A 6708-nucleotide genomic window follows, 5' to 3' on the forward strand; every position below is an offset into this window, starting at 1 on the left:
AAATCAGCTCCCTCTCCCTCCGGAGAGGGTTGGGGTGAGGGCTGGCGGTTTGTCAGAAACTCACATCCACCTTGGTCCACAGCGTGCGGCCCGGTTCATTGATGGCGCGCGGGTCATTGGCCGGGTAGCCGTACCCGGCGTTGCCCGCCATGTTCAGGTGCTCGCTGTAGTTTTTGTCCAGCAGGTTGTCGACCCCGGCGCTGACCTTGAGGTTTTTGTTGATGCGGTATGCACCGTTCAACGAGAACACGCCAAAGCCGGCACTTTTGCCGAAATCCTTGCCGACCACATTGCCCGCGTTGCGGTCTATGCGGTCCTGGCGCGCCACGACGCGCCACAGGGCGCCGGCACTCCAGTCGTCCTCGCTGTAGGTCAGGCCCAGGCGGGTGTCCAGCGGCGGCATTTGCGGCAGAGCCTTGCCATCGCTGGTGTTCTTGCCCCAGGCGTAGGCCAGGGTGGCGTCGGCTTTCCAGTTTGACGTCAACTGATACGCCGCGCCCAGCTCGCCGCCCATGACCCGGGCGTTGATGTTTTGCGCTTGGGATGAGCCCTTGGTGTAGTCGAACAGGATGTAGTCGCGAATCTCGCCGGCGTACACCGAGGCCCAGGCCTCCAGGGTGTCGGTCTTGTATTGCAGGCCCGCATCGAGCTGCGTGGTTTTCTCGGGCTTGATGGCGTCGAATGCATTCACCGAACCGGTCGGGCCGGAGCTCGGCGAAAACAGCTCCCAGTAATCGGGGAAGCGCTGAGTGTGGCCCAGCCCGGCGTACAGGGTGGTCGGGCTGTCGCTCAGGTCATGCTCGTAACGCACAAAACCGCTGGGCAGGGTGTCGGCGCGGGTCTTGTCCAGGGTCGGGTTGGGCTTGCTCATCATCCCCGAGCCGAGTCGGGCGCGGTAATCCTTGGCGGATGCGCGGTCAAGACGAGCACCGGTAATCAGCCGGTCACGCTCGGCGGCGTACCAGGTCAACTCGCCAAAGGCGCCGTAGTTGTGGAAATCGGCGTCCTTGCTCCAGTTCTGGTCCTTGTAGGTATCGATGCCCATGCCCATGCGTTTGCGGTGTTCGTTGGTCTGCGCATCGATGCCGCTGATTAGCTGGTAATCGGCCCAACGCCAGGTGGCCTTGATCCGCGCACCGAGGGTGCGGCGGTCGACGTTGGACGCCATCGGCCCTGCCATCATGCCGGTGCCCGACGGGGTACGCAGTGTGTAGTTGTCCATCACATGGTCGGCGTAGTTGTAGTAGACCTGGGCTTCGATCTTGTCGAGAACGTCGCCGATATTGGACTTTTCAAAGCGCAGTCCCAGGCTTTCGCGCTTGTACTGGCTGCCGTCCATGCCGCGTCCGGCCGAGCGCGCTTCACCGTCGCCCTTGCCGGCGGTGAGTTCCAGCAGGGTGTCGGCGTCCGGGGTCCAGCCCAGGGCAATGTCGCCGTTCCATTTGTCGTAACGCGACGGCACGGTGTCGCCGTTGCCGTCCTTGTAGTCATCGGCATGGGCGGTGTTGCCGATGACCCGCACATAGCCCAGCGGGCCACCGGCGGCGGCATCGATGGTTTTGTCGAAGCGCCCGTTGGAACCCGCCAGCAGGCTGGCATTGACCCGTGTGCCCAGTTCGCCGAAATGCTCGGGCTCGCGTTCGAAGAGGATGGTGCCCGCCGAGGCGCCCGGGCCCCAGAGCACGGTTTGCGGGCCTTTGATCACCGTGAGCTGGTCGTAGGTTTCCGGCGAGATGTAGGAGGTGGGTGCGTCCATGCGCCCGGGACAGGCGCCGAGCATCATGCCGCCGTTGGTAAGGATATTCAGGCGCGAGCCGAACATGCCGCGCAGCACCGGGTCGCCGTTGGTGCCGCCGTTGCGGATCAGGGCGAAGCCGGGGATGGTCTTGAGGTAGTCGCCGCCGTCACTGGCAGGCACGGGCTGGCGCGGGTCCTTGGGGTTGGTGACGATGGTCAGCGGTGAGCTGGGGGCGATGGCGGTGATCACCAGCGGGCTCAGCTCATTGCTGTGCCCGGCATGTTCGTCGGCCACAGCGGTGGTTGCCAGAATCGCACAGCACAGGGTGCTGAGGGTAAAGGGCAAACGGGAGGCAGCAGTAAAGCGGGACATAGACATTCCAATAGTCAGACGAATACAACTCGGCCACGCACCTGCGACTGTCTGAAACAGTGCATGCAGGTCGGCCAGATGATGTGTTGTGGTGTCGGTAGCTAAAGGAATACGGGAGGCGCGCGGGAGCGGGAGCCGGGGAAGACCGGTTGCCGGGCGTGGCCCAGGCGGGGATTGGCGGCCAGGTAACTGCGGGGTTCTGGTGAGTTATAGAGGGTCAGGCCCGGGGTGCCGGGCAAGGCCGGGCAACTGAACAGCAGGGTGCAGTAGCCGCACTTTTCCCAGATGGCATGGTGGTCGGCTGAAGGCTGTTCATGTTCGGCGTGCGCAGACATGTCCATGCTCATATCCATCGACATGGGCATGGAGGCGTGATGATCCATCGGCATCGCCTGGGAAATCAGCGGGCCGATAAAAATCATCAACATGGCAAACAGGCTCAGCCAACTGCCGCGAATATGCGACATGGAGTGCCTGGCGCGAGGTTCGCGCACGGGGATCAGCAACCTTGGCCGTTAGTGGGCGTGCATGTGTTCCATGCTGTCTTCAGGTGCCTGCTTCTGCACATTGACCTCAACCGGCACGGCGCCGGCTTTTTCAAAATGCAGGGTCAGCGGGAAGTGCTTGCCGTCCTGCAGCAGGCTGCGGTCCTTGAGACCGAACATCATCACGTGGTACGCCATGGGTGCAAAGGTGACGGTGCCGCCGGGCGGCACTTCGACGCTGGCCACGGGCAGCATCTTCATCAAGTCGCCTTCCATGATGTGCTGGTGCAGTTCGGCCTTATCGGCAATCGGCGTGTCGACGCTGACCAGGCGATCGGCCGTGCTGCCGGTGTTGTGAATGATGAAATACGCGGCCACGGTGGGCGCATTGGGCGGCAGCTCCTGGGACCACGGGTGGGCGATTTCGAGGTCGCCGCTTTTGTATTCGTGGGCGTTGGCAAAACAGGCAGGCAGCAACACAGCCGCCGCAATCACGACGTGCTTGAACAGGGAAAGGTTCAACATGGCAATTCTCCGGAACGATTCAAAACGCAAAGGGGTTGCGAGGAAGAATCAGACCAGGGGCGATGCGCGGGGGTTGAGGCTCGGCCATTGCTGGCGCGGGGTGGGGCGCTTGAGGTGATCCGGGACCAGGCTGTGGCCCCGCTCGATGGCGGCAAAGTAGAGCTTGGGAATATGCGCGGGCAGCGCCACCACCGGCGCGGCGCCCGAGCAGCACCAGCAATGCTGCATGGTGGAATGATCGTCATGCTGGTTGTCGGCGGGCTCGAACGTGCCCAACGATACGGCGACCATCTTGGTGCCGGTGGAGGAGCAGAAGCTGCTCCACATGAACTGCTCGGTGGGCCCTCGCTCAACGGATTGGGTCGCTCCGGCCATCGACATGGCGAGCATGTTGAACAGCACTGCAAAGCAGGCGATCCAGGCAAATGCAAACCGTTGTCGGGACATGACGAATTCCGTGAGTGGAGCGATCAAGGGGCTATTTAGCCTGAATGCTCGGCGTAAGTAAAAAGTGCGGGTGTGGCGAAGTGTCGCGATCGGCCAGTACGCGCAAATTTCAGGCTGCTGTGGCATGCAGCTTGAGCCCCAGCGCCTTCATCACTTTGATGATAGTCGCGAACTCGGGGTTGCCCTTGCTGCCCAGGGCCTTGTACAGGCTTTCACGGCCCAGCCCGGCTTCGCGGGCGATTTGAGTCATGCCTTGGGCGCGGGCGATATCGTTGAGCGCCGCTCGGATCAGACTGCCGTCGCCGGGGTCCTCTTCGAAACAGGCGTCCAGGTAAGCCGCCATATCCTCCGGGGACTTCAGGTAGTCAACGGTATCGAAACGGGTAAGTTGCTCGGTCATGCGTCAGTCCTCATTACCCAGTGTGTGTGCCATTTGTTTTGCGCGTTTTATATCTCGTGTCTGGGTGGTTTTATCGCCGCCAACAAGCAGCAGGTAGAACACTTCGCCTTTGCGGGTGTAATAGACTCGATAACCGGGCCCGCAGTGAATCCGCATTTCGTAAACACCGCCACCGACGCACTCGCAGTCGGCGAAGTGACCCAAACCGGCTGCTTTCAGGCGAGCAAGAATGCGGGCTTGCCCGGTTTTGTCTTTAAGTGCGCCCAACCATTTGGCGAATTCGCGTGTTTGTTCGAAAGTGATCATGGGGCATGATCGTATTCTGAAGGATACACCATCGCCAGCTTTTACACATTCACAAATAATTCCCCTGCGCCAACCCTTCCATCAGCTCCTCGACCGTCCGGAACTCCCGATCCACCTGCGCCAGCGTCGGCCGCTTGAGGATCAACACCGGCACTGCGCGCTCGCGGGCAACTTGCAGCTTGGGTTCGGTGGCGCTGCTGCCGCTGTTTTTGCTGATCAATACGTCGATGCGCCGTTGTGCAAACAACAGGCGTTCGTCATCGATGAGGAACGGCCCGCGTGCGCCAATCACGTCGCAGCGTGCAGTGCCGGGGTAAGCGTCGAGGGCGCGCAGGGTCCAGAACTGCTCTGGCGGAATTTCGTGCAGGTGCTCCAGCGGCTCACGGCCCAAGGTGAACAAGGGGCGCTGGAAGGTGGCGAGCGCTTCGACCAGTTCGCTCCAATCTGCCACTTCACGCCAGTCATCGCCCGTCTGCGCCACCCAGGCCTGGCGGCGCAGCGCCCAGCACGGGATGCCACTGGCAGCAGCAGCGAGGGCCGCGTTATGGCTGATTTTCGCCGCGTAGGGGTGGGTGGCGTCCAGCAGCATGTCGATGCGCTGTTCGCGGATGTACTGCGCCAAACCTTCAGCGCCGCCATATCCGCCCACCCGTACCTCGCAGGTCAGGTCCGTCGGTACCCGGCCAACCCCGGCCAGGCTGTAGACATGCTGCGGGCCCAGGGTACGGGCAATGGCCAGCGCCTCGGTGACGCCGCCCAATAACAAAATACGTTTCATGCAAAGGCTCCGGCGTGACCGACAATCCCGCCCTGGCGGTCGATGGCAAACACTTCGACCTGTACCTGGGCCGGCACCACGCTGCGGGCAAAGTCCAGAGCGTGCTGGCACACCGCATCGCCCAACGCGATACCGGCCGCACTGGCCATCGCCAGGGCTTGCTGGCTGGTGTTGGCCTGGCGGATGGCCTCCTGGAGTGGATGGTCGGCCCCGATATCCGCTGCCCATTGGGCCAGTTGCGGCAGGTCGATGCTGGAATGGCGACTGTGCAGGTCCATATGCCCGGCGGCCAGTTTGCTGATCTTGCCGAAACCGCCGCAAATGCTCAGTTTATCCACAGGCACTTTGCGCAGATGCTTGAGCACTGCGCCGACAAAGTCGCCCATTTCGATCAGGGCGATTTCCGGCAAGTTGTAGACCCGGCGCATGGTGTCTTCGCTGGCATTGCCGGTGCAGGCGGCAATGTGCAGGTAACCGTTGGTCTTGGCGACGTCTATGCCCTGGTGGATAGAGGCGATATAAGCCGCGCAGGAAAACGGCCGCACGATGCCGCTGGTGCCCAGGATCGACAGCCCGCCGAGAATCCCCAGGCGCGGGTTCATGGTTTTCAGGGCCAGGGCTTCGCCGTCCTGTACGTTGACAGTCACTTCAAAGCCACCGCCGTAACCCAGTTCGGTGGCAAGTTGCTGCAGGTGCTCGGTGATCATTTTGCGTGGCACCGGGTTGATCGCCGGCTCGCCCACGTTCAATACCAGACCCGGGCGGGTTACGGTGCCGACACCTTGCCCAGCAACAAAGCCAATACCCGGTTCAGGTCGCAAGCGCACCCGTGAATAGAGCAGTGCACCGTGGGTCACGTCGGGATCGTCGCCGGCGTCCTTGATGGTGCCCGCTTCGGCGCCGTCTTCCCACAGACGGCAGAACTCCAGGCGCATTTGCACCTGTTTACCCTTGGGCAAAGTGATTTGCACGGCGTCGTTACACACGCCGCCCAGCAGCAGGCGGGCAGCGGCCAGGCTGGTGGCGGTGGCGCAGCTGCCGGTGGTCAGGCCGCTGCGCAGGGGGGCGGGTTGTTCGGCAGTTTCGTCACGCATCGAGAGGCTTGGTCATGTCCAGAAGGGTAATCGGCAACGCCTGACGCCAGGTGTCGAATTCACCCAGGGGCTGGGCCTGGGCAATATGGATGCGGGTCAGTTCGCCGCCGTGGCGCTCGCGCCAGCTCATCAGCAGCATTTCGCTTTGCAGGGTGACGGCATTGGCCACCAGCCGCCCGCCGGGCTTGAGTCGCTGCCAGCAGGTGTCGAGCACGCCTTCGCGGGTTACGCCGCCACCGATAAAAATCGCGTCCGGGGGCTCCAGACCGTCAAGAGCCTGGGGTGCCTTGCCGCGAATCAGTTGCAGGCCGGGCACACCAAGGGTATCGCGGTTACGTTCGATCAGTTGCTGGCGGCCTTCGTCGGCTTCAATCGCCAAGGTGCGGCAACTCGGCCAGGTACGCATCCACTCGATGCCGATCGAACCGCTGCCCGCGCCTACGTCCCACAGCAATTGGCCTGGCAGTGGCGCGAGGCGGGCGAGGGTTACGGCGCGCACATCGCGCTTGGTCAACTGGCCATCATGCTCGAACGCGCTGTCGGGCAGCCCACCGATACGTGAC

At 62.7% G+C, this 6708-nt stretch carries 9 protein-coding genes; all 9 read right to left on the reverse strand.

From position 1 onward, the window contains the following. Positions 1 to 52 precede the first annotated feature (52 nt). The gene (locus tag GHO42_RS09680) at positions 53 to 2110 is read right to left on the reverse strand and encodes a TonB-dependent copper receptor (protein ID WP_095001013.1); all 2058 of its coding nucleotides are present in this window, start codon (positions 2108 to 2110) and stop codon (positions 53 to 55) included. A gap of 101 nt (positions 2111 to 2211) precedes the next feature. Beyond that, complete coding sequence (locus GHO42_RS09685) at positions 2212 to 2577, reverse strand: DUF2946 domain-containing protein (protein ID WP_095020802.1); 366 nt, start codon at positions 2575 to 2577, stop codon at positions 2212 to 2214. Between the two features lie 48 nt (positions 2578 to 2625). Continuing rightward, the gene (locus GHO42_RS09690) at positions 2626 to 3120 is read right to left on the reverse strand and encodes a copper chaperone PCu(A)C (RefSeq protein ID WP_095025270.1); all 495 of its coding nucleotides are present in this window, start codon (positions 3118 to 3120) and stop codon (positions 2626 to 2628) included. 48 nt (positions 3121 to 3168) lie between these two features. Then, on the reverse strand, positions 3169 to 3567 hold the full coding sequence (locus GHO42_RS09695) for a DUF2946 domain-containing protein (protein ID WP_095001016.1): 399 nt from the start codon (positions 3565 to 3567) through the stop codon (positions 3169 to 3171). Between the two features lie 109 nt (positions 3568 to 3676). Further along, positions 3677 to 3967: an addiction module antidote protein gene (locus GHO42_RS09700; protein ID WP_095024324.1), complete on the reverse strand. Its 291-nt coding sequence runs from the start codon at positions 3965 to 3967 to the stop codon at positions 3677 to 3679. Between the two features lie 3 nt (positions 3968 to 3970). Further along, positions 3971 to 4273, reverse strand: coding sequence for a type II toxin-antitoxin system RelE/ParE family toxin (locus GHO42_RS09705; RefSeq protein ID WP_095020804.1), 303 nt, complete (start codon positions 4271 to 4273; stop codon positions 3971 to 3973). Between the two features lie 49 nt (positions 4274 to 4322). Continuing rightward, positions 4323 to 5051 (reverse strand): cobalt-precorrin-6A reductase, encoded by a 729-nt coding sequence (locus GHO42_RS09710; protein WP_095025272.1) that lies wholly within the window; start codon positions 5049 to 5051, stop codon positions 4323 to 4325. Beyond that, entirely contained in the window at positions 5048 to 6145 is a 1098-nt protein-coding gene (locus GHO42_RS09715; protein WP_095024322.1) for a cobalt-precorrin-5B (C(1))-methyltransferase, read from the reverse strand. Before GHO42_RS09715 ends, GHO42_RS09710 begins: the two co-directional genes overlap by 4 nt. Further along, positions 6138 to 6708: precorrin-6Y C5,15-methyltransferase (decarboxylating) subunit CbiT (gene cbiT / locus GHO42_RS09720; RefSeq protein WP_153384149.1), on the reverse strand; the 571-nt coding region annotated here is incomplete at its 5' end. The genes cbiT and GHO42_RS09715, both read right to left, overlap by 8 nt.

It is taken from the genome of Pseudomonas sp. FSL R10-0056 (genome assembly GCF_009600105.1).
GTDB lineage: Bacteria > Pseudomonadota > Gammaproteobacteria > Pseudomonadales > Pseudomonadaceae > Aquipseudomonas > Aquipseudomonas bubulae.

Bases quoted from the DNA above. Each gene is read 5' to 3' on its own strand.
- GHO42_RS09715 (WP_095024322.1), bottom strand. From the start codon at position 6,145: ATGCGTGACGAAACTGCCGAACAACCCGCCCCCCTGCGCAGCGGCCTG.
- GHO42_RS09710 (WP_095025272.1), bottom strand. From the start codon at position 5,051: ATGAAACGTATTTTGTTATTGGGCGGCGTCACCGAGGCGCTGGCCATT.
- GHO42_RS09700 (WP_095024324.1), bottom strand. From the start codon at position 3,967: ATGACCGAGCAACTTACCCGTTTCGATACCGTTGACTACCTGAAGTCC.
- GHO42_RS09705 (WP_095020804.1), bottom strand. From the start codon at position 4,273: ATGATCACTTTCGAACAAACACGCGAATTCGCCAAATGGTTGGGCGCA.
- GHO42_RS09690 (WP_095025270.1), bottom strand. From the start codon at position 3,120: ATGTTGAACCTTTCCCTGTTCAAGCACGTCGTGATTGCGGCGGCTGTG.
- GHO42_RS09685 (WP_095020802.1), bottom strand. From the start codon at position 2,577: ATGTCGCATATTCGCGGCAGTTGGCTGAGCCTGTTTGCCATGTTGATG.
- GHO42_RS09680 (WP_095001013.1), bottom strand. From the start codon at position 2,110: ATGTCCCGCTTTACTGCTGCCTCCCGTTTGCCCTTTACCCTCAGCACC.
- GHO42_RS09695 (WP_095001016.1), bottom strand. From the start codon at position 3,567: ATGTCCCGACAACGGTTTGCATTTGCCTGGATCGCCTGCTTTGCAGTG.